The organism is Mycobacterium arosiense ATCC BAA-1401 = DSM 45069 (assembly GCF_002086125.1).
Classification (GTDB): domain Bacteria; phylum Actinomycetota; class Actinomycetes; order Mycobacteriales; family Mycobacteriaceae; genus Mycobacterium; species Mycobacterium arosiense.
The window spans coordinates 1-20,490 of the sequence record NZ_MVHG01000019.1 but is presented as its reverse complement, the minus strand read 5'-3'; the positions used below and the strand labels follow the sequence as shown (position 1 = coordinate 20,490).

Annotated in this window: 15 protein-coding genes; 9 read left to right on the top strand and 6 right to left on the bottom strand. The window is 67.2% G+C overall.

Features of this window, described 5'->3' with window-relative positions; translation table 11 throughout:
* Positions 1 to 220: 220 nt before the first annotated feature.
* Complete coding sequence (locus tag BST14_RS10840; protein ID WP_083064512.1) at positions 221 to 1,183, bottom strand: LysR family transcriptional regulator; 963 nt, start codon at positions 1,181 to 1,183, stop codon at positions 221 to 223.
* A gap of 78 nt (positions 1,184 to 1,261) precedes the next feature.
* Here BST14_RS10840 and BST14_RS10835 point away from each other — a divergent pair, with 78 nt between their 5' ends.
* From BST14_RS10835 to BST14_RS10810, 6 genes are all read left to right on the top strand, one after another.
* Positions 1,262 to 3,622 (top strand): CehA/McbA family metallohydrolase domain-containing protein, encoded by a 2,361-nt coding sequence (locus tag BST14_RS10835; protein WP_083064511.1) that lies wholly within the window; start codon positions 1,262 to 1,264, stop codon positions 3,620 to 3,622.
* Between the two features lie 206 nt (positions 3,623 to 3,828).
* Positions 3,829 to 4,842 carry an ABC transporter substrate-binding protein gene (locus tag BST14_RS10830; protein WP_083064510.1) on the top strand — a complete coding sequence of 338 codons (1,014 nt, stop codon included), beginning with the start codon at positions 3,829 to 3,831 and terminating at the stop codon, positions 4,840 to 4,842.
* Between the two features lie 75 nt (positions 4,843 to 4,917).
* Positions 4,918 to 5,655, top strand: a complete 738-nt coding sequence (locus BST14_RS10825) for an ABC transporter ATP-binding protein (protein WP_083064551.1) — start codon at positions 4,918 to 4,920, stop codon at positions 5,653 to 5,655.
* A 61-nt stretch (positions 5,656 to 5,716) separates the two neighbouring features.
* Positions 5,717 to 6,508: an ABC transporter permease gene (locus tag BST14_RS10820; protein WP_083064509.1), complete on the top strand. Its 792-nt coding sequence runs from the start codon at positions 5,717 to 5,719 to the stop codon at positions 6,506 to 6,508.
* A 31-nt stretch (positions 6,509 to 6,539) separates the two neighbouring features.
* Entirely contained in the window at positions 6,540 to 7,706 is a 1,167-nt protein-coding gene (locus BST14_RS10815; protein WP_083064508.1) for a hypothetical protein, read from the top strand.
* Between the two features lie 856 nt (positions 7,707 to 8,562).
* Positions 8,563 to 9,534, top strand: a complete 972-nt coding sequence (locus tag BST14_RS10810) for a PPE family protein (protein ID WP_245845366.1) — start codon at positions 8,563 to 8,565, stop codon at positions 9,532 to 9,534.
* Between the two features lie 96 nt (positions 9,535 to 9,630).
* Here the strand turns inward: BST14_RS10810 and BST14_RS10805 are convergent, their stop codons facing one another.
* The 5 genes from BST14_RS10805 to BST14_RS10785 all read right to left on the bottom strand — a co-directional run bounded on the left by BST14_RS10805 (position 9,631) and on the right by BST14_RS10785 (position 17,131).
* Positions 9,631 to 10,593 carry an ABC transporter substrate-binding protein gene (locus BST14_RS10805; RefSeq protein WP_083064550.1) on the bottom strand — a complete coding sequence of 321 codons (963 nt, stop codon included), beginning with the start codon at positions 10,591 to 10,593 and terminating at the stop codon, positions 9,631 to 9,633.
* Between the two features lie 286 nt (positions 10,594 to 10,879).
* Positions 10,880 to 12,325 carry a lipase maturation factor family protein gene (locus BST14_RS10800; RefSeq protein ID WP_083064506.1) on the bottom strand — a complete coding sequence of 482 codons (1,446 nt, stop codon included), beginning with the start codon at positions 12,323 to 12,325 and terminating at the stop codon, positions 10,880 to 10,882.
* A gap of 87 nt (positions 12,326 to 12,412) precedes the next feature.
* Positions 12,413 to 16,621, bottom strand: coding sequence for an alpha-(1->3)-arabinofuranosyltransferase (locus BST14_RS10795; protein WP_083064505.1), 4,209 nt, complete (start codon positions 16,619 to 16,621; stop codon positions 12,413 to 12,415).
* A gap of 52 nt (positions 16,622 to 16,673) precedes the next feature.
* A complete protein-coding gene (locus BST14_RS10790; RefSeq protein ID WP_003874046.1) occupies positions 16,674 to 16,847 on the bottom strand; it encodes a DUF2613 domain-containing protein in 174 nt (57 codons plus the stop codon).
* A gap of 80 nt (positions 16,848 to 16,927) precedes the next feature.
* On the bottom strand, positions 16,928 to 17,131 hold the full coding sequence (locus tag BST14_RS10785) for a DUF2613 family protein (protein WP_083064504.1): 204 nt from the start codon (positions 17,129 to 17,131) through the stop codon (positions 16,928 to 16,930).
* Between the two features lie 109 nt (positions 17,132 to 17,240).
* Here BST14_RS10785 and BST14_RS10780 point away from each other — a divergent pair, with 109 nt between their 5' ends.
* The 3 genes from BST14_RS10780 (at position 17,241) to BST14_RS10770 (ending at position 20,419) form a co-directional block, all read left to right on the top strand.
* Positions 17,241 to 18,395: a glycoside hydrolase family 3 N-terminal domain-containing protein gene (locus tag BST14_RS10780; protein ID WP_083064503.1), complete on the top strand. Its 1,155-nt coding sequence runs from the start codon at positions 17,241 to 17,243 to the stop codon at positions 18,393 to 18,395.
* Between the two features lie 106 nt (positions 18,396 to 18,501).
* Complete coding sequence (locus tag BST14_RS10775; RefSeq protein ID WP_083064502.1) at positions 18,502 to 19,152, top strand: TetR/AcrR family transcriptional regulator; 651 nt, start codon at positions 18,502 to 18,504, stop codon at positions 19,150 to 19,152.
* A gap of 16 nt (positions 19,153 to 19,168) precedes the next feature.
* Positions 19,169 to 20,419, top strand: a complete 1,251-nt coding sequence (locus BST14_RS10770) for a chloride channel protein (RefSeq protein ID WP_083064501.1) — start codon at positions 19,169 to 19,171, stop codon at positions 20,417 to 20,419.
* The last annotated feature ends 71 nt before the right edge of the window (positions 20,420 to 20,490 follow it).

The following is a 20,490-nucleotide window of genomic DNA, read 5'->3' as shown; positions in this document are numbered from 1 at the left end:
ACGGCGCGGGAAGCAAACGCACGCAAGAACCCGTCTACCTCGGGATTGAACGAGAAGGCACCTCAGGTGAGCAGGGGGGAAATCCCGAGCAAACGTTGCCCAAGCAAACAGTGTCGATAAGTAAAAATCTTGCTACGCATAATTCGAAAACGTGGATCCGGCCGAAGTCACCTGGCAGGCCGACCGCGCGTTAACCCGCTTTCCGGTGCAACGGCTGTGGTCAGCGGGGTCCGCGGGTCGGCTTCGTGGTGTCCACAGCCGCTCTCGACGGAGCCGTGCGACATGGCGCGGTCTGTCCGATGTGTTCGGCAACGCAACCGATGAAGGCCTTGCACGCCTCGGATCGCTTGTCGGAATGCGGGGCCACGAGGTATACCCGGCGGTGCATGTCCGCTCCGGCAACCGGCCGCAGCGCCAGTGTCGGATCGGCGTCAGCGCGGGTGCGGGCAACGGATTCCGGCAGCAACGCGACACCCAGGTCTTTGCGCACGAAGTGGATGACTTCTTCGACGCGCGTCACTTCGAAAGCCACACGCCGGCTTGCGTTGGCGAAGCCGCGGTCGGTTTCGTGTCGAAGACCGTAGCCCGGGGGAAAGTCGATGAACGGTAATGCGGCCAGCGCGGTGATGGACACCGATGGTTTTTTGGTAAGTGGGTGGTGGGCGGGCATGACGGCGATGAGTGGCTCGCTGAACAGACGGGTGAACGTCAAGGCACCCCCGGCGGTGGATACGTTGGAGCCCACGATGGCCACATCCAGGTTTCGGTCGCGGACCGACGCGATCAGCATGTCGCTGCCACCGCTGCGCAACGTGACGGTGACGTCGGGATAGTGCGAGTGAAAGGTCGCCATCAGGGTTGCCACATCGAGGCTTTCGGACGGGATTTCCATCATCCCGACGGTGAGCCGACCGCGAACGGTGCCGGCGAGGGCCCGGGCGTCGACCGCGATTTGGTCGATGCCGGTAACGACTTGACGCACCAGTGGCAGCAATTCTTCGCCGGCCGGGGTCAGTGACACGGACCGGGTAGTCCGCTGGAAAAGCTTGAGCCCGATTTCGTCTTCGAACCGGCCGACTTGCTGGCTCAAGGCCGATGGCACGACGAACATGGCCTCGGCCGCCTTGGTGAAACTGTTGGCCTCGGCCAGCGCCACCACATAGCGCAGCTGCTGCAGGTTCACAATTGTTCATTCTCCATGATTAATTGCGCCATATCTATTCACTGGACTCTGGGAGTGCGTTGGCCTCAGGATTAGGCCATGTCCGCGGACCCGTCTACACACGCGCCCTCTTCGGGTGCTGGTGTTGTGGTGCGTCCACAGCCGGCGTTGACCAGTAACGACTGCTCCGTCGCGGTGGTGCGCGACGAGATCACCGCGCAGTTCGACGGGTTGCCGTTTCTGGGAGAGTTGCGTTGCTCGCATGACCGGATGGTCGCGGGTTCGCTCGACGAGGTGGTGTTCACCTACATCGTCGGAGCATCTGGCATCGCGGACAGCGGTTGGTTGAAGCTTTGCTTCCGCTACTACTCGGATTGGGATCTGCAAACGACGAGGCCGGACGGTCGCGACTTCGCGAGCTCCCGCCTGGTGAGTCGATCGCTGGTCGGGGGGGCATCCGAGGACAGTGCAGCGACGGTTCAGCGACTGGTCACGAGCTACGACGTCAAAGGCGGGGAGCGTCCGTTTCAGAAGTCGCTGCTGATCCACGTCGTGGATGGGTACCTGCGGCCCGGTGACGTGATCGAGATCCGGTGCGGCGACCGCCGTTTCGGCGGCCCGGGAACGCGGGTGCAGACCTTCGTCGAAGACGAATTCGAGGTCCAACTGTTCGTCGACCCGCTGGGTACCTCCCGCATGGCGCGCGCAGCTGTGCATCGAATCGCCGTCGTGCCCGGCACACCGGAACGGGTCGTCGTGCAGGGCCCCCGCATTGTGCGCAGTGAGGCATCGGTTGTGCACCTCTACGCGCATCTTGAAGACCGTTGGGGCAACACGTGTTCCGATATCCCTGCGACGCTGCATGCGCTGATCGACGGTGCCACGGTGGCCAGCGCTCGTACGCCTGCGAATGGCTGGTCCACGGCGTCGCTGTGTGTGCCCGCGGTCGCTGCCCGCATCGCCGTTGTCGCCCAGACCAGCACCGCCGTGTTGCGGGGCGGCGAGACCCTGGTCGATGTCGTCGACGACTTCCCGGCGCCGCGGGCCTATTTTTGCGATCTGCACGTCCATTCCAATGACACCGTAGGCACGCAGGATACCGACTGGAATCTGCGCTACGCCCGCGACATCGCCGCGCTCGACGTACTCGGCTACACCGCCAACGATTTTCAGATCACCGACGACGCTTGGGATGACGTCGTCAAGGCTTGCAGGCGGATCGCCAAAGATGGCCGCTTCGTCTGCTTCCCAGGGGTGGAGTGGTGCGGCACGGCAGGTGCCGGTGGCGACCACAACGTGGTCTTCCTCGGCGAGGACACCACATTGGCGCGCTCACTGGAATGGCATCAGCGCATGGCAGCCACAGTTCCCACGCCGCAGACTTGGCCGGTCACCCGGCTATATGCCGCCTATGAGAAGGATCCGGAGTCCTACCTGCTGATTCCGCACGTCGGCGGTCGTCGAGCGATCCTGGACTGGCATCACCCCGAGTTGGAGCGGCTGATCGAGGTTCACTCGACCTGGGGAAGCAGCCCATGGTTTTTTGAGGACGCGCTGGCGCGGGGGCTACGGATGGGGGCGAGTGCCGCCGGCGATGAACACCGCGGCCGCCCTGGGGCCGGGGCACCAGGAGCCAACATCTTCGGTGGCTTTGGTGGGCTCACCGGCGTTGTGGCGCCGGCCCTTTCCGCCGGAGACATCGGTGCCGCACTGCGGGCCCGGCGCACCTGGGCCACGACGGGAGCCCGTGCGGTCGCCCTGCTGCGTAGTGGCGACAAATGGATGGGTGACGAGTTCACCACGGATGCCGACGAATTGAGCTCCGAATACGCTCTGTACGGCACCACCGGATGGGATGACGTGGCCGTCTACGACAGCGCCGGCTTGATCTGGCGCCGTGACTTGCACGCCGAAACCGGGCTTTCTGATGACCTGGTCCGTGTGCGGTGGGGTGGGGCTCGGCACCGCGACCGTTACCGGTGGGCCAGCTGGTCGGGCCAAATGCGTGTCGATGGCACCGCAGTCGAAGACGTAATCCCGTGGGCGATCACGCATCCCGAACAGGTCGTCGAATTTGACGGATCGACCATCGCATGGGATACGAAGACTTACGGTTCGGATATTGGTTTCGTGGTCCGGCTCGGCGACCTCAGCCGCGCGCGATTCGCGTTCGACACGACGGTGCGCGAAGACAACTCGAGCATCAGCGTGACCCTCTCCGGAACGGAGCTGATCGCCGAGGGGCATCGTGACGTCACCGTGGGCGCTCTCAATCTACACATCCGCCTCGAGCGAATCGCCGACCCGAAGGCGTTGCCGGCCAACGTTACCGGGGGACTCAACCTGCGCCTGCCCGGCGGTAACAGCGCAATATATGTGCGCGGCAACCAATTCGACGGGCATCAGGTATGGACCAGCCCGCTGTTCGTGACTCGCACCTTAGGAAGATCGCCGCGGTGAGGAAACCTCGGCCGTTTCTTACCCGTCGCCTGCACATCGACTTGCGACGCGTTACCTGTGCCGCCTGTCCGGCGGCGTACACCGCCGTCTGATCGCTGCGCCACCTGCGCCACCAGCACTCGGGGCGCCCAGCGCTGGGCGACGATTCGCTTAGTTCACCGGCGTGCCAAACGCGGCACGTTTCATCCACCCGATCCGAGGACACCATGGTATTGCACCGAATCGCCGGGAAGGCTGCAGCGCTGATGGTAGCGCTGACCAGCTCAGCCGTACTGGCCGGTTGCTCGGGGGCTTCGCCGATCTCCTCCACAGTGGCACTGCGCCTGGGCTACCTGACCCGCATCACGCACGCCTCGGCGCTGGTGGGTATCACCGACGGCTTTTTCACCAAACAACTGGGCCCCCGCGTCGACTTCACCGCGCAACCGTTCAATCAGGGCACCGCGGAAGCGACCGCACTGCTGTCGGGCCAACTCGACGCCGCCTACGTCGGACCCAATCCCGCCTTCAATGCCTGGCAGAAGTCGGGCGGGAAAGCGATAAAAATCATCTCCGGCGCGGCAACCGGAGGCACGTCGATGGTCGTCAAACCCGGCATTACCGACGCTGCAGACCTCAAAGGCAAGACGGTGGCCGACCACGCGCTCGGCGGAACCCAGGACGTCAGCCTCCGTGACTGGCTTGCCCGCAACGGATTGAACACGAACACCCAAGGCGGGGGCGATGTTTCGGTTAAGCCGACCAGTCCAGACTCGGCCATGGTGCAACAGTTCCTCAATAACCAGATCGCCGGCGCCCTCGCCTCAGCGCCCTTTGATGTGCAGATGATCAAGGCCGGTGGCGTGCGACTGTGGTCAGACCCCAACACCATCACCGTGCTAGTTGTCCGCCAAGACTTCCTCGCGGCCCACCCTGACGCGGTGGCCGGGCTGTTGCGCGCCCAGACCGAGGCCACCGCACGTATCACCAGCGACCCCACCGCCGCTGCGCAGTCGGCCAACACCGCTCTGGCGAAAACCCTCGGCAAGGGTCTTGAGCCTGACGTGCTCGCGGCCTCCTTTCAGGAGACCACCTTCACCAACGATCCCGGAATGGCGTCACTGCGCGACCAGGTTGCCAAGGGCGTGGCCATCGGGCTGCTGCAGCCGCTCGATATCGGTGGCCTGTACGACCCGGGACCGCTCGACAAAGTGCTCGCCGAGCCGGCAAGTCGGAGGTGACCCGTGATCCACTACGCCCACTCCGATCACCTCACCGGGAGAGAACCCGAGACCAGTCCGCAACGGTCATTGGCCGTGCAGCTCACGGAAGTGACCAAGCAGTACGGACGGGGGCGATCGGCAGTTTCTGCGCTCGATCGAATCACCTTGACCGTCGCTGCCGGTGAGTTCGTATGCGTCGTAGGGGCCTCCGGTTGCGGTAAGAGTTCACTGCTGTCGTTGATCGCAGGATTGGACCAGCCGTCCGCCGGCGAGGTCGACATCTTTGAGCGGCGGGTGGCTTTGATGTTCCAGCAACCAGCGCTGTTCCCGTGGCTGACGTCGGCCGCCAATGTCGAGTTGGCGTTGCGGGCACGCGCGGTGCCGCGCCCGCAACGCCGCCAACGCACCGCTGGCTTGTTGCAAGCAGTCGGCTTGGCCGACTTCGCTGATAAGCGCCCGCATCAGCTGTCCGGCGGCATGCAACAGCGCGTGGCGCTGGCGCGTGCGCTGGCCCAAGACGCCGACGTTTTGCTGATGGACGAGCCATTCGGGGCGTTGGATGCCCTGACCCGCGACCGCTTGCATGAAGAGCTCGAGCGCATCGTCGACGAGCGCGGCCTGACCGTCGTGTTCGTCACGCACAATGTCCGCGAAGCAGTGCGACTCGCCGACCGCGTCGTTTTGCTCAGCCCGCGGCCGGGTCGCGTCGTCGAAGAATTCGCCGTTCCGGTGCCACGGCACCACAGGGTCACCAACCCGGCCGTTGGCGAGCTGGCCGAGCACATCTCCGCGCGGCTACGGAAGGAAGGAAACCGTGGTGCTGCTCAGTAGCGATACCTCTGCCCGGAGTCCCCAACTTCCCCTGCGGCGTGACACACCACGCCCCAACCGCTTGCGGACCAGGTCGGTGCTGGCGGGGCTGCGGACGAAAGCCGTTGCCGTCGCAACGGTTCTGTTCATTTGGCAGCTGGTATACCTCAGCGGCTGGAAGCCGTCATTTGTGCTGCCCGGCCCGGGAACCGTCGCAGTCAACCTATGGCAGCGGCTGCATGAGGCTTTGCTCTGGGAAGCGATCGCGACCACGCTGTGTCGCGCGGTAGCCGGTTTCGCGCTGGCGTTGCTCATCGGGTCGGTCGCCGGGGCGGTGATCGCGCAAAATAAGCTGCTCCGCACGGCTTTCGGGCCGGTGATCACCGGCCTGCAAACCATGCCGGCCATTGCCTGGTTTCCCTTCGCCATCATCTTCTTCGGGCTTAACACGTCTGCCATCCTGTTCGTCGTCGTCATCGGCGCCGCGCCCTCGGTGGCCACCGGCGTGATCGCCGGAGCCGGCCAAATACCGCCTCTCTTGTTGCGGGCGGCAAAAACCTTGGGATTACACGGATTCAGCCTGTATCGGCATGTGGTCCTGCCCGCGTCCCTACCGATGTTTGTCGGCGGGCTACGCCAGGGATGGGCGTTTGCCTGGCGCAGCCTGATGGCCGGCGAATTGGTGGTTCTGGTCAGCAATACCGCGTCGATCGGGGTGCTGTTGGAAAACGCCCAGAACCTCAGCGATATGCCCTCGGCGATCGCCATCATGATCGTGATCCTTCTGACCGGCATCGCCATCGACGCTGTCTTCAATGCCGCCGATCAGCGCATCCGCCGGTACTGGGGACTGATCGAAACCGACTCGGAATGACTCGACCACCCGCTTTAGAACGAGGAGTTTGATGCCCGACGGCAACCACGCCCATCACTCGCCGGGACGGCCCTTTCGGCTGTGGGCATTCGGCGATGCCCACGTCGGAACCGACAAGAGCCACGGCAGGCAGAGCCTGGCAGAGGCGATTACGCAATCGGAGTCCGGTGGAACGGAAGGTGGGCCCCCCTTCGAGTGGGATATCGCCATCGACGTCGGCGACATGTCCGGCGCACACCACCACCTACCCGACGACGCCGAGGGAGCCGAACTTCGCCGCCAGTTCGGCAGCCTGCGCCGCCACCGGCGCGAGGACATCTACAGCGTCTGCGGCAACCACGACCGCAGCGGCCTGCACGAGCCGGAGGCATGGTGGTGGCAGAAGTGGGTGGATCCACTGGGACAGCACACCGAGTACTCAGGAGTCGACGCTGACGCGCGTCCTTATCCGGTCGAGGGGGCGTGGGACCACTACTCCTTCCGGGTGGGCAACCTCTTGTTCCTCATGCTCAGCGACCGCAACGAACCCACCCAAACGGTGGGGCGCGGGCCGCTTGGCGGCAACCCGGGCGGTGTCGTCACCGGTGAGGCCTTCCGCTGGTTCAAACACATAGTGCTGACCAACCCGGATTCAATCATCATCGTTGTCCACCATTACGTCCTCAAGGACACCACCGTGGCCTCCGGCGAATGGGAAGGCGTCCGCAAAGCGCCGGACGGCAGGTTGCTCGAGCACTACCACCGCCCGTTCGAACTCGGCACCCCGCAAGGAGCGTCCTATCTGTACTGGGTGGACAGCCAACCCGATTCCGGTGCGTTCGAAAACTTTCTCATCGAACATCCGGGCCGGGTTCATTTATGGATCGCCGGACACACCCATACCCACCCAGACGACACCCACGGGGGTAAGACCCATATCGAACAACGCTGGGGCACCTGGTTTTTCAATGTCGCGTCCTTAAGCCGCCACCACATGCCCATCACCACGCTCCCGATGAGCAGACTGCTCACCTTCACTCCCGGCAGCGCTGAGGTGCGCATCCAGTGCTATCTGCACACCAGCCAATACGCACGCCAAGGCTGGTACCCAAACGCCGAAAGGACCGTCACACTCAACAAGGCGTTCACGGCACCGCCGAATGATTCGCCCAGGCGGACAGGCGCGGCGTTGCCCGCACTCGGGCGACAGCGCGGATGAACCTCGTTCGTGTTGTCGGCCGCACGCTCGGATCGTACGGTTGTCACACTTTGGGTTTGTGGCGTGTCGATGGGACTCGACGATGGCAGATAGCCATCGCGATGGTCGCTGTGCTCGGTGTTTTCGTCGCCCTGGTTATCGGATCGTCGTTGCGTCCTCGGTATTCCGCGGCCGCGGTACCCATGCCGGTGGCATGGTCGCATTCGGTCTCCGGCGTGCGTCTAGATGCTCCACGCGTGCCCTCTCATGCCTTGGCGTGGCTTAGCCGCGATAATCGCCGTCACTCTTCGCCGACATCGTCGACGGTATATACCAAACATAAGAAGCCTTTTCACAGCATGTGGATGAAGCAGGACCGCCCATCGACTTGGGCGCGTCTATCGCCACAAACTCTTCTGCTGGCGTTGCCGACTTCACTTGCCTTCCGGTGGGACGGCTTAGCGCCGCAGCCGACCGCTCACCGTGGCGGCGTCCCCCCGGGTGGCCGTTTCGACCACGACATTTTGACCGAACTTTGCGTCGCTCGTCGCTGACGGGATAGCCGCCCGGCCCGGTTGTCATGTCATAGCCGCTGCGTCCAGCCTGGCCAACGAACACCAGCTTGTGTCAGCCGCCGAGGTCTCGTTGCCTGCCTGCCGCTTGCGTACAGAGCTCACGGCGATTCGAAATCGTCCGTCCGGTGCCACCTACGGCAATCAGACAATGCTCCGGGCTGTTGTCAGACCGCTCGACAACCACAAACGCCAACCCATCTCGACTTCGCATGCTTTGAAGGAATGCTGATGTCCTGTTCGACCACTCACGCTACTGCCACTAAACGCCGCGGCCGCGAAGTGGAACAACAGTGAATTTCGGGGTGCTGGCGCCGGAAATCATCTCCGCCCGAATGTATTCGGGTCCCGGTTCGGCCTCGATGAGCCTGGCCGCCGAGGCGTGGGACGAAATGGCTTTGAGCTTATACGGCATCGCTCAGGCGTATCGGTCCGCGATCTCGACACCGGTCCGGGCGCCGCAGCGCTCGGCGGCGACGGTGATCGCCGAGTCCGCTGTGTCCTACATCGGCTGGCTCAATGACGTTGCAGCACAGGCGCAACGGACGGCCGCTCAGGCGAGAGCGGCCGTCGACGCCTTCGAGTCCGCGTTAGCGGCGGTGGTAGCGCCGTCGGTGATCCACGCCAACCGGGCGCTGCGAATGTCGCTGGTGGCGACGAACTGCCTGGCCCAAAACGGCCCGGCAATCGCGGACACTGAAGCCGACTACCAACAGATGTGGGCCCAGGACGCCGATGCCATGTACGCTTATGCCGCAGCCTCGCAAGCCGCATCAACGGTGATGCCGTTGCGCTCCCCGCCGGCTATTGTCCCGGCGCCAGGTGATCATGGCGCGGCTGTCACCGAAGCGTCCGACAAGTGGAGCTTGATCGCGGCGCCGCAAATTGTCTCGGCGGGCTGCCACGTGATGCGTTCGATTCCTCCAGCGCTGGAGGCGCTCTCGCTCTCACCATTGACGACGTTGACTGCGTGCCTCTCGGCGGTGACGTCGCCTTTGTCGAAACTGGGTTCGCTATCCGATCCTTCGAACGTTGCGATAAGCCATCTGAGTTTTCTCCATAAGGCAGCCTCATTGGAGACCGCAGCGGCATTGATGTCGGACTTGTCCCAGTCCCGCGGCACCAGGCCCGCGTTATCTGCGAGGTTAGGTCGCGGCGTTTCGATCGGGAAGCTATCCGTACCGCCATCCTGGGACACAGCTACCACCCCTGCGAGCATTACCTACAAACCACTGGACCACTATCGGGTAATCGACCCGTCCGAGTTCGAATGGTGACGCCGTTTCGTCGACGGACCCTGGCATCTGAGCGCGGTGACACGCTATTCACACCGCATAAATCCGGGCTTACTGGCCGCCACGTGGTCTCGCCGTTCAGTGCGTCGCCGCGGTGGCGTTGAAGCGACGATCCACCCAGTCACCGAAATGCGGCGCGGACTGGATCTGGCCGGCGGCCGCGAAGAGATCGGTGAGCCGTTGCTCGGCGTCCACCACCGTGTCGTCGAGTGAAATCGGCTGCCGCAGCGTGCGGCCCTGCGCGACGGCGGCGACGGCGGGGTCGACGCCTGCGGACTTGGCGTACTCGGCGGCCCACTCCTGCGGGTGCTCGCGCGCCCAGGCCGCGGCCCTGACGTATCGCGTCAGGAGGTCCCCGAGGGCCGTGTTGGTCTTCGCGTCGGCCAGTGCCTTATCGGAGGCGATGCCAAACGAGTACTTGTGCTTGCGTGTGACCAGGCCGCGCACCGCCAGCTGCTGTTCGGCCTGGGCGGTGTAGGGATCCCACACCGCCCAGGCGTCGACCTGACCGTTACGAAATCCTGACAGGGCGTCGGCGGGCTGCAGGAACACGAGGTGGACATCGGCGGGTTTGAGGCCGGACTGGTCCAGCTGGTCAAGCACATTGGCGTGCGCTGAACTGCCCTTGGCCAGCGCAATCGTCTTGCCGCGCAGGTCCGGGACGGACCGGATGGTCGAATCGGTGTGGACCAGGATCTGGTCGCCGGGGCCACCGCCGTCATATGCGGACACCACCATGATGCGGGCGTTGGCGACCGCACCGAAAATCGGTGGGGTGTCGCCGGTGATGGCGAAATCGATCTTGCCCGCGGCGGCGGCTTCGACCATCGGAGGCCCGGATGTGAAGGTGGAGAAATCAATCCGGTACGGAAGGCCCTGCAGTTGGCCGGCGGCACGCAGCATGGCTTCGGTGCCCACGCTCTTTTGATCGCCGACCTGCAGCGTGATGTCGGCCAGCTGTGACAGCGGGACCTGCTTCGGCACCTGGCCGGGACCGGTGGCGTGTTGGCGGGAGACGCACGCCGGTAGCAGCAGCGCCATGGCGGCCAACAGTACCGCGGCATAGCGTGTTCGGTGCGGTGCCGACGGGGTGACGGCCACAAGCAGGGCGCTGGACAGGCTCACAGGTTGGTCAATCCTCACGGCGGTTCGGCATAGGCGATGCGCGCCCGCAACAACTGGCGGCGCAGTGCCACGCGAGGGTATGCCGATTCGGTTGGGCCGACCAGGGTTTGAATTGCGCTGAACCGAATCGCGACCGGACACCGGGTTTCGAACGGTTTTGCGTTGTGTCCCGGTCGAATGGGCTACGACGCCCGATTGGCGCTCAATTGGCGGTGGTCGCGCGCGGCAGACTCATCGGCGGTACGTATCCGCCGATCAGGCCGCGGTGCCACCACGCCCGATCGCGCCTGAGCTCGGCCGGCGTGGTGAAGCGGTACTGGTAGAGCTGCGCCCGCACGAATCGCGGCGGGGCATCCGGGAAAGGGTTGTGCCGCAACAACCGCAGGGTCGGTCGATCGTTTTGCAGCAACCGTTGCAGGAGCGGCCGCAGCCACGGCTGCGCGTAGCCCGGCGAGATCGCGGCGAACCACATCAGCCAGTCCAGCCGCAGATGATAGGGGGCCCACTGCCGCGGGAGCCGGCGCAGCGCGCCCGGCTTGCCCTTGAATTCGTATTCCTTCCAGACGGTATGGGTGGTGATGACCGCATCGTCGGTGCCCTCGATCACCACCTCCCGGCGGATTCGCCCGATGCTGCCGAAGGCGCCGTAGGTGTTCACCAAATGGAACGAGTTGAACGCCATGTTCATTCGCTGCCGCGACGACAGCATGTTCGCCACGGGCCAGTAGCTCATGAACAGCACCGCGGCGGTGACCGCGACCACCAGACCGATGAACCACAGCGGCGTCGGCCCCGCGTGCGCGGGAGCCAGGCCCTTGGGCAGCACCGTCGCGACCGACGCGTCGTCGATGGCGCTGAACGCCAGCACGATCGTCACCCAGTTGAGCCAGGCGAAGTTGCCCGAGGCGACCAGCCACAGCTGGGTGACGACGATGATCGCGGCGGCCACGCCGGCCACCGGCTGAGGCGCGAACAACCCGAACGGCACGATCAGCTGAGCGAAATGGTTGCCCGCCACCTCAATCCGATGCAGTGGCTTGGGCAGATGGTGGAAGAACCAGCTCAACGGGCCCGGCATGGGTTGCGTCTCATGGTGATAGTACAAACACGTCAGGTCGCGCCAGCACGGGTCGCCGCGCATCTTGATCAGTCCCGCACCGAATTCCACGCGGAACAACAGCAGCCGAACCATCCACAACGTCAGGACCGGAGGTGCCAAGTCGTGGTTGCCCAAAAAGATCATCAGGAAGCCGGTTTCGAGCAGTAGTGATTCCCAGCCGAACGAGTACCAGGTCTGCCCGACGTTGACGATCGACAGGTAGAACACCCACAGCGCCAGCCACATCACCATCGAGGCCCACAGCGGCACTAGGTCGGCGGCCCCGGCGACGACGGCCGCTGACAACGCCGCTCCGAACCAGGCGACCGCCGCAAACAGCCGATCGGAATAACGCAGATGAAACAGGCTCGGCGTGCGCCAAAACGATTGCCTTGCCAGAAACTGCGGAATGGGCAGGATGCCGCGCTCGCCGAGGAGCGCGCGGAACTGGACCGCTGCCGCCACAAATCCGAGGAGATAGATCGCCGCGGCGCCGCGCTCGAGCACCAGTCTGCCCACCCAATATTGGGGTGCGGAAAACCAGTCCATGGCGCCAACTCCTCGGTCGATGACGGTCACGCCAACCCGCGCATCCAGTCAATCAGCCGGAAACCGGGTAGCCAATAGCCCGGCCGACTATTCGTCGCGCGGCCCGTCGGCCCGATCGGCGTGCCGATGCGGTGTGGCCACGACCGAAGCGGCAAGCACCGCAAGTGAAATCAGGGCCAGCGCCTGGACACTCGCGGAGTGGCCGGCGTAGCCGTCCGCCGACCGCCAGGGCTGCCGCGACAGCGCGGCCCCGGCCAGGATCAGCCCGCCGGCAGCGCACACCACGCTGAGGCGTTCCCAGCGCCGCTGCCGCAGCGCGTACCGCAGGCCCAGGGCCATCCCCGTCACCGCCACGCCGCCCACGCCCGCGATCACCGCCGCTGCGGCCAGCACCGGGATCACCGCCCACGCGCCGGGCCGCCATGGTCGCGCGGGCACGGTCGTGTCGTCGACGCCGCTTCTGCGAGTGCGCCATAGCGCCAGCAGCGCCAGCAGCGGCAGCAGGGCGAGCCCCACCGCCAGGCCCGCCCGGTAGAGCGAGTTTGAAGCGAACGTCAGCGTGATGGTCCCGGGGTCGCCGGCGGGCACCACCCAGCCCTGCTGCCACCCGTTGACGGCGATCGGCGTCAAGCGCGCCCCGCTGCTGGTGCGAGCGACCCAGCCCGGGTTGATGCTCTCCGGGATGACCAGCACGCGGGCGGTTTCCGAGGCTGGTGCCTGCACTTCGCGGCGGTCCGGGCCCCATCGGTGCCATGACGAAACACGAACGGGCGGTGCGGCTTCGGCGGGGACCGGGGCGGACAGCTGGGCCCCGTCCACGACGAACTGAGCGCCCGGGCTGATCAGCAACTCCTGTTGACCCGCGGGCAGCGCGATCGGGTCGGGTTCGCATGGCACCGCCTGGATGGGAGCGTCATCCAGGATGGCCCCCACGGTGGTGTGAATCGCGGTGTGCACGAATCGGCCCGCGACGGCGATGACGGGTCCGCGCTCGCAACCGACGGTGACCTCCCGGGCGCGGTTGCGGCCGGGGTCGGCGGCCGCGATCGGGTTGCCGTCGGCACCCAGCGCCGCGATCTCGGCCAACCCGGGCGGCTTGAGCTGGTCGAAACCCAACGCGTTGCGGTCGATGACGTCTTCCCAGTTCAGCAGGCTGACGGTCACCGTGTCGGTCAGCCGGGGCCTGAGCGGGACCGTCTGTGTCCCGTCGGCTTGCACCGCCGCCACTTGCGGGCCGTCGCCCAGGTTGACGGCCACCATCGTCGGGTGCACGGGCAGCACCGATCGGCCGGGGGTCAGCCGCACGCCGGTGACCTCGGTCGGCCGTGGCAGGGTGAGCGTCAGGGTGGGCGGGGTCTTGTGCTGGACCACCCGCTGGGGTGCGGTCCACGCGGTGGCCGGGTCGCCGTCGGTGGCCGCGTAGGCCGAGCCCAAGACGTCCACCGTGTCCGAATCACCATGGGCGACTGCGGTATCCGGCTCGGTGATCAGGTCGGCGAGTTTGGGGCCCTGCCGCGGCCGCACCCACACCGTCGGCGTCACCGACATCGGTGCGGGCACGGTGAGCGTGCGGCTGAAGTTGACCGGTTCCTCCGGCGCCAGCGACATCGACGGCGCGCAGCGCACGGCGTCGGGCGCGCGGGCGCAGCCCGGCCTGCCCAGCAGTTCGGATCCCAGATCCCAGCCCGCGATCGGTGTGCCCGGCGGCGGCCCCGGCACCCGCACGGTGTGCCGCAGGTCGACCTGGTGGGCGAATCCGGACGCGTCGTATTGGGTGACCGTCAGGTCGGTGATGCCGAACTGTACCCCGGCCGAACCGTCGTCGGTGCCCGCCGCGGTGATCCGCACCCACGGGGTCTCGCCGTAGGGGAGCGCCGCAGCCAGCGGCTTGCCCGGCTCGTCGAAGCGCAAAGTGGTGCTGCCGGTGGCGGTTTCGATCAGGATGCGGCGCACCTGCGCGCCGACGGCGGTGCCGCTCGGCGTCAACGTGATCGCCGCATTGGTCACCGGGTGGTCGAAATCGATGCGCAGCCATTGACCGACGGCGGCCTGCAGCGAGTTGGACACCCAGGCGGTCGCCGAATCCCCGTCGATCGCGGCGGCCGGCGAGGTCGCCGGGGCGACGTCGGGCATGGCGGTCGAATCCGACGACGAACTCGATACCGTGATGCGGCCGCCGGTCCACCCACCGGCCACCGGCTCGGTGCCGGGGACGGGGTAGTCGAGCACCCGATTGAAGGTGTGCCGCGCGTCGCCCGGGGCGCGGATGGCCGACGAATGTTGGTCCACCCGGCCGTAATCGGTCTCACGGGCCACCGGGGTGTCGGTGATGGTGACCCCGGCGTTCGCCGGCAGCCCCGCGGCTCGCGCGTCGGCGCTGAGCAGCGCCGGGCCCAGCGGCGCCCGGCCCAGCAGCCGCCGCCGCTCGTCCAGCCGCAGCAGCGCCTCCGGCCCTCCGTCGACCCGGACCATCCGGTGGGCGTCGACGAAATACGGTGTGCCGATGTCGTCATCGCCGCCGACCCGGTAGATCTCGACCGCCGGGTAGCGCGGCCGCAGCCCGCTGTCCGCGACGAAACCGGCCACGGTGCCGGGGCCCACCGGCGCGCCGAATTGGGCGACTTTGCGCAGCCCGGGTGACCCGTCGATGGCGCGGTGCACCAGGATGGGGCGCGCGGAACGGGACGTGTCCGGATCCAGGTCGTTGCGCAACGCCAGATATGAAATTCCTTGCCGGGCAAGGGTATCGGCCAAGCCAGCCGACGGACGGCCGGCGGCGAACAGGCGCTGCACCGAATCGAGCGCCCGAATGGTCTGCGGTGGGGTCAGCGGAATGGAATCCCGCACCCCCCACGGGCTGGCACCCAGCACCTGCAGCGGCTCGTCATGGCTGGTGCCCCACACCTGGGTGGCGAACGGCGCACCCGGAACCACGAGAACCCGCCCGGCCGTCGGTGTCCCGGTGTTGTGCTCGGTCAGCCAGTCGGCGGCCTCGTGCCAGTACTGCGGGATCGCGGTGAACGTCCCCGGCGGGGCCAGCCGACCGGTCCACGCCAGCGACGTGCTGACCAGCAGCGCGGTCACGACCGCGATCGCCGTCGCGACCCGTTTGTCGCGCTCGGGGTGCGCAAAGGCCCGCAGCCACACCGCAATTGGCGCGCTGCCCGGCAGCGGTATCCGGCCCAACAGCTGCGCGAGGCCGAGCACCACCGGGATCCTGATCACCGAACCGAGCTTGTGCACGTTGCGCAGCGGGGCGCCGCCGGCGTCCATGAAGGCCTGTACCGCGTGGGCCACCGGCGAGCCCAGCCCGCCGCTGTATCCGGCGGCCATCAGCACCACCCCGACCAGCAGCATGGTCACCAACCGCCCGCGCGCCGGCATCGCCGGGCGGGCCAGCCCCGCCAGTCCGGCCGCCGCGACCAGGCAGGTGCCCAGGATGGCCGCCGAGCCGGTCACCAGCGGAGCGCCCGCGGTGGCGGTCGGCGCCACGTACGGGGTCCAGCTGTCGGTACCGCGCAGCATCTCGACCAGCGACGACCACTGCGTCGTCACGCCGGACGATTCGATGAAATCCAGAAACGGCGGGCTGATCGCGCGCAGCATCATCAGCGCCACCACCCACCACAGCGTGGCCAGCACCAGCGCCACCAGCCACCAGCCGGTGTATCGCCACCACAACCGGTTCGGCCGGTGGCATGCCCACCAGATCACCGCAGGCAGACAGCCGGCCGCGGTCGCGATGGCGTTCACCGCGCCCATCAGGGCAACGGCCAGGCCGGCCTGCCCGGCCAGCGCGCGCACCGACCGGTCACCGGTGGCGCGCAGGGCCAGGATCGTGGGCAGTAACACCCACGGCGCCAGCATCATTGGCAGGGTTTCCGACGAGATCGAGCCGAGCGTCGTCAGCACTCGGGGCGACAGCGCGAACGCGGCGGCGGCGATCACCCGCGACGCCGGGCTGCCGATCCGCAGCGCCTCGGCGACCCGTAGCAGCCCCCAGAAGCCGACGGTGAGCAGCAGCGCCCACCACAGCCGCTGGGTGATCCAGCCGGGCACGCCCAGCGCGTGGCCGACGAGAAAGAAGGTGCCGTGCGGAAACAAATAGCCGTAGGCCTGGTTCTGCGCCTGCCCGAACGGCAGCTCGCTGTTCCAGAGATTGGTCGCCCGGGCCAGAAACCGCAGCGGATTGACGGTCAGGTCAAGCTTGGTGTCCGGGGAGACCCGTCCGGGGGATTGGGCGAACGTCAGGGTCAGCGCGATCGCACCGACCAACCACAACCACCGGCGCGACACCGGCCCGGCCGTCGAGCATGAGACCGGCGCTGCGGTCCCCGTCTCCGACCGGTTAGCTACGGTTGCCGTACTCGACCCGGTTGAGCACTGACGACTGCGGATCGCCCCCGGGAAGTGGCGGCTTCGTGTCTTGCTGGACCATCAAGGTGACCCCGAAGATCGCGGCCGCACCGAGCAACAGGCCAACCACAACGCTCGCTGCGGCGGGCGCAACGATCCGGTTCATCGACGGCTCCTGAGTGTCGGCTAGCGGTCCTGACTCTCGACCAACCTAGCAGAACGGCGCCCGGCCAACCGGTGCCCCGGTCACCAGTGCAGGCAGTGTCCGTGGAAACAGCGGTCGCCGTATTCCACCTGATAGGGGCCGGCCGGAAGCGCGGGGCGCCGCAGGCTGGGCACCGACATCAGGCTCTGGTCGGCCACGGCGAGCGTGATGCCGACGGTCGTCGCCACCCCGACGGACAAGCCCACCGCGATGCTGACCGCGGCGGCCAACCCGAAACCGGTCACCGCTGGCTCCTCCCTGCCAGTCGAACGGGCGTGCGGCCCCCGATCAGCAACGTACCGCTGATGCCCCCTGGGGCCGGGCAGGAAACGCCCGCCGTGAAAGCATGGCCCGATGGCATTTTCGCGCACCTTCGCCGTGCTCGCAGCAGCGTCGGTGCTGGTGGCCGGTTGCGGCCACCAGCACGCCGCGCACCCGTCCAGCTCGTCGACGTCGAGCAGGCCGGTGGCCGCTCCGGCGCCGCCGGTGTGCGCCGACCCGTCGGCGGTCCCGGCCACGCTGGGCCTCCGCGACAAGCTCGCGCAGCTGCTGATGGTGGGCGTGAAGAACGCCGACGACGCCCGCAACGTCGTCAACGGCTACCACGTGGGCGGGATCTTCATCGGCAGCTGGACCGACCTGTCGATCTTCAAGGGACCGTTGGCCGACATCGCGGCCAAGGCGGGGCCGCTGCCGCTGGCGGTGAGCGTCGACGAAGAGGGCGGCCGGGTCTCGCGGTTGAAGTCGCTGATTGGGACGTCGCCTTCGCCCCGCGAGCTGGCGCAGACGCAAACGGTCCAGCAGGTGCACGACCTGGCCGCCGACCGCGGCAAAAAGATGCACGACCTGGGCATCACCGTCGACTTCGCACCCGTGGTCGACGTCAGCGACGAGCCCGACGACGCCGTCATCGGCAACCGGTCGTTCAGCGCGGATCCGGCCGCGGTCACCGACTACGCCGGGGCCTACGCGCAGGGACTGCGTGACGCCGGGCTGCTGCCGGTGCTCAAGCACTTCCCCGGCCACGGGCACGGCTCGGGCGATTCGCACACCGGGGGGGTGGTCACGCCGCCGCTGGACGCTCTGCAGAACAACGATCTGGTGCCCTACCGGACCCTGGTGACCACGCCGCCGGTCGGGGTCATGGTGGGCCATTTGCAGGTTCCCGGTCTCACCGGCGACGCCCCGGCCAGCCTGAGCCCCGAGGCGGTGCAGCTGCTGCGCAACGGGGTCGGCTACAAGGGCCCGCCGTTCACCGGGCCGGTGTTCAGCGACGACCTGTCCAGCATGGCCGCCATCTCCGACCGATACGGGGTGTCGGAGGCCGTGCTGCGCAGCCTGCGGGCCGGCGTCGACGTCGCGCTGTGGGTGACCACCGACGAGGTGCCGGCGGTCCTGGACCGGTTGCAACAGGCGGTGGCGTCCGGCGACCTGCCGGCCAAGCAGGTCGACGATTCGCTGGTGCGGGTGGCGACGATGAAGGGCCCCAGCCCGAACTGCGGGCACTAGCGGGTCGCCGCCATAGGCACTAGCGGGTCGCCGCCGTCGCCACCAGCGAACGTGGCGGCCGGGCCGCATTGCTTACCCTTGAGTCAGATAGGCGGAAAGGCAAGCGATGGCGGGTGGCACCAAGCGGTTACCGCGTGCTGTCCGCGAGCAGCAAATGCTCGACGCGGCCGTGCAGATGTTCTCGGTGAACGGTTATCACGAGACCTCGATGGACGCCATCGCCGCCGAGGCGCAGATCTCCAAGCCGATGCTGTACCTGTACTACGGCTCTAAGGAGGACCTGTTCGGCGCCTGCCTGAACCGGGAGATGGGCCGGTTCATCGACGCGGTCCGCGCCGACATCGACTTCTCGCAGAGCCCGAAGAACCTGCTGCGCAACGCGATCGTGTCGTTCATGCGCTACATCGACGCCAACCGCGCGTCGTGGATCGTGATGTACACCCAGGCCACCAGCTCACAGGCGTTCGCGCACATGGTGCGCGAGGGGCGCGAGCAGATCATCGAATTGGTCGCGAGCCTGGTGCGGGCCGGTAGCCGCACCCCCCGGTCGGACCGCGAACACGAGATGATGGCCGTGGCGCTGGTGGGCGCGGGCGAGGCGACCGCCCACCAGCTCAGCACCGGCGACATCGATGTCGACGAGGCGGCCGAGCTGATGATCAACTTGTTCTGGCACGGCCTGCGGGGCGCGCCGGAGGACCGCGAAGCCGCCGCGGGGCTGCCCGACAAGGGCAGCCCCGGCACCGCCCGCCGCTAACCCCTACATTCATGGGGTGGCTCGACTGCCCGCCCGCCCGAACCTCGACTTCTTCTGCGCCGTAATCATCGTCGGGTTGCTCGCGGGAGTTGCCGGAATGGCGACGACGTTCGTGCTGCGCCTCGTCCAGCACGCCACCTATCACTACAGCTTCGGCACGCAACTGGCCGGAGTCGCCGCCAGCAGTCACATACGCCGCGTCCTGGGCCCGATGGTCGGCGCCGCCTTGGCGGGCCTGGGCTGGTGGTTGTTGCGGCGCCGGGCGGAGGTGCCCCCACTGGCGCGGACCATCGCCGCCCGCAAACCCGTGCCGAGGCTTTCCTGGAGCCTCGACGCCCTGCTGCAGGTGTTGCTCGTCGGGGCAGGGGCATCGCTGGGGCGAGAAGGGGCCCCGCGTCAATTCGCCGCAGCCCTCAGCGATTTGGGCACCGGATGGCTCAAGCGGCTCTCCCCGCGCGATCGTGAAGTCCTGCTGGCCTGCGCGGCCGGCGCCGGGCTGGGCGCGGTGTATGCGGTCCCGCTGGCCGGGGCGCTGTTCTCGATCCGGGTCCTGCTCCGCACTTGGCATCCCCGCGCGGTGGGCGCGGCGTTGCTGTCCTGCGGCTTGGCGGTTGCCGTCGGCTCGGCCATCACCCGCGATCAGCCCAATCTGCGGTGGCCGATCGAGGAGTCGACCTATCTGCTGACCGCGCACGGGTTGTTGCTGGCGCCAGTGGCTCTGGCGGTGGGGCTGGCGTTCAACCGGTTGATGGCCGTGGCCCGGCCGGCCCGCCAGCTCAGGACTTCGCTGCTGATCCCCGCGCTCGCCGGCGCGGGCCTGGTGATGGGCGTGTGCTCGCACTGGTGGCCCGAGCTGCCCGGCAGCGGCCGAAGCATCCTGACCGTGAGCCTGGCCAGCGGCATGACGCTGACGTCGGCGCTGGCCATCCTGGCGCTCAAACCCCTATTGACCGCGCTGTTTCTGCGCGCCGGCGGGGCCGGCGGACTGCTGACCCCGTCCCTGGCCACCGGCGCCGCCGCCGGGGCGGCGGTGATCTTGGCGATCAACTGGGCGACGGGAACTCACCTGCACGTGCCGGCGGTGTCCTTGGCCGGGGCCGCCGGCGTGCTCGCGGTGACTCAGGGCTCACCGATCTGGGCGGCGATCTTCGTCTGGGAACTCGCCCGGCCGCCGCTGTGGCTGTTTCTGCTCTTCCTGCTGACCGCAAGCGCCGCCTACGCGCTGAAAGTGCTTGCCCAGGGAGGCGGTACGACGCACGCGGGCTAGGGCGTGTCTGACAAATGGGGTAGCCAGAGGGTGATGGCGCGTAGGACTGCTGCGCCGCGGTAGACGACGGC